Here is a 2,068-nt window from a genome sequence, read left to right as displayed (position 1 = left end):
AATGCACCTTGTGCACGGCCTCGCCCGCCGCATCGAAAAACTGCAGGCTGCGGCGGATTTCGTCGCCGTCTCGCTTCTCGACGGCAAAGCCGTGTGCCCAGACCTTCGGGAAGATGCGCAGGTCGATGTTTTCGCCAAGCACCATGGCATTGTGGTTGCCGGTGACGACCTTGTCATAGACGCCGATCTTTTCGTGCACCGCGCTCTCATTGCGGGTCAGCGCCATGACCTCGCCGACGGCCTCGAGGCCGGTCAGAAGATCGTTGACGCGCGGCTCGATGAGCACGACGCCGTCGCCGCAATGCGCGGCGACCAGTTCGGCTTCCGAAATGCCGAGCTGGGCAGCCAGATCACGCTCGCGCGTCTTCGGATTGTCTGTCCGTGCCCGCCGGATTTCATGCGGGGCGGGTTTTACGCGCTGATCCATGTTTCGTCCCTGCTGCCTAGAGCAATTCCGGGAAAAGTGTGAAACGGTTTTCCGTCCGGAATTGCGTTAAAACAAAGAGCTAGAGCGGTTCGGCGTTTCCGAGAAACGGTGAACCGCTCTAGCCTTACTTGTTGAGAATGAGCTTGCCCTGACGGGTGATCTTCAGCCGGTAGAGCGCACCGTGATGCTCGATGCCGATCTCGTGCTCGCCCTGGAACAGAGTGTTGCTGGACAGGGTTCGCACCGCCAGCGGAACCCGGTCGAAACGGGTGGGGGCCGAGGCATCGTCGGAACGGCGGACGCGATAGCGAAAATCGTTGGGATTGTGGGTGTTCATCTCTGTCGATCCCTTTCCTGTGCCGGGCGTCTGGCTAGGCGTTGCGTAATCCGATTCATTTCTTGACTTGAATAATCATGTTTACTAGTCAGTGCAATACCGGATTAAATGAGTCAACATTTAAGACGCCGGAGACGATCAAAAATGCCAGCCAGCCCCGGGCCAGCCAGCATGAAACCTGGACTTTGGAGTTGGGGCATGGGGTTGGTGACTTGGGAATGGCGTGGCCGGTCGGCGGCGAACGGCGCGGCGGCATTGTTGGCAAGCGTGGCGGCTATCGCCTTGTCGGCGCAATTGGCTAACGCCCAGCAAGCGGCGCAGCCGACAGAGCAAACGAAGAAGGCTGAAGAAGAAAACGCCGCACCAGCGGGAGCAACGCTGCTCGACAAGATCCTCGTCATCAGCCGCACCGGCGAGACGGCGATCGAATCGCTGGCATCGACCAGCCATGTCGGCCAGGAACAGCTCGACCGCCGCATGGCGACGACGCCGAATGAGATGCTGCTTGGCGTGCCCGGTGTCGCGGCGCAGGCCGACGCCAGACGCGTCAGCACCAGTATCAACATCCGAGGCTTGCAGGATTTTGGTCGCGTCGCGGTCATCGTCGACGGCGCCCGTCAGAACTTCCAGCGTTCCGACCACGGCACGCAGTCGACCTTCTACATCGACCCCGAACTCGTTAAATCCGTGGATGTTATCCGTGGTCCTGTCGCCAACACCTATGGCTCAGGCGCCATCGGCGGCGTCGTCTTCTTCGACACCAAGGACGCCGGGGATTTCCTTAAGCCGGAAGAAACATGGGCCGGCTCCGTCACGGGACGCTATGAGAGCAACGGCAAAGGCTGGACAACAAGCGCATCCGGTGCCTACCGCCTCAACGAGAACTGGGACGTGCTCGGCAACATCGTCTACCGCAACTATGACGACTACAAGGATGGCGGTGGCGACACCGTCAAGGGCACCGGCTTCGATGTGCTTAGCGGCCTGCTCAAGACCACCATCCGGCCGACCGACAACAGTGAGCTGAAGCTCGGCTGGGTCGGCTCAAGCGACGGCTGGAACGAGATCAGCGGCGGCGTGCCGGTCAATGACGTCGACCTGAAGTCGAACACCTTCACCGCCCGCTACAACATTACGGATGAGGACAAGAGCTGGCTCGATCTCCATATCAACACCTCCTACAACAAGACCAATCTCGATCTGACCAGCCTCGTGCCTCTCAACCGGTTTGACCCGAGCACCGGCCTTCCAGTTGTTTTGCCGGCTGGCTCGACATCGAGATTCGACATCGGCACGACCAGCAT

General features: G+C 60.2%; 3 protein-coding genes. 1 reads left to right on the top strand and 2 read right to left on the bottom strand.

All coding sequences use genetic code 11. The features are described from left to right. Both EN939_RS31610 and hemP read right to left on the bottom strand, forming a co-directional pair. Nucleotides 1–427 (bottom strand): ChuX/HutX family heme-like substrate-binding protein (locus tag EN939_RS31610; protein WP_335930815.1); only part of this gene is annotated, 427 nt, incomplete at its 3' end. Nucleotides 428–551: 124 nt separating this feature from the next. Beyond that, on the bottom strand, nucleotides 552–764 hold the full coding sequence (hemP, locus tag EN939_RS31605) for a hemin uptake protein HemP (protein WP_127271521.1): 213 nt from the start codon (nucleotides 762–764) through the stop codon (nucleotides 552–554). Nucleotides 765–962: 198 nt separating this feature from the next. Between hemP and EN939_RS31600 the strand changes: the two genes are divergently transcribed. Further along, a partial coding sequence (locus EN939_RS31600; RefSeq protein WP_206528389.1) for a TonB-dependent receptor plug domain-containing protein occupies nucleotides 963–2,068 on the top strand: 1,106 nt, incomplete at its 3' end.

The organism is Mesorhizobium sp. M7A.F.Ca.CA.002.05.1.1, assembly GCF_003998335.1.
In the GTDB taxonomy this organism is placed as follows: Bacteria; Pseudomonadota; Alphaproteobacteria; order Rhizobiales; family Rhizobiaceae; genus Mesorhizobium.
Note: the sequence above shows the minus strand (reverse complement) of the source record. Positions and strands in the feature narration are given on the sequence as shown.

Bases quoted from the DNA above. Each gene is read 5' to 3' on its own strand.
- hemP (WP_127271521.1), bottom strand. From the start codon at position 764: ATGAACACCCACAATCCCAACGATTTTCGCTATCGCGTCCGCCGTTCC.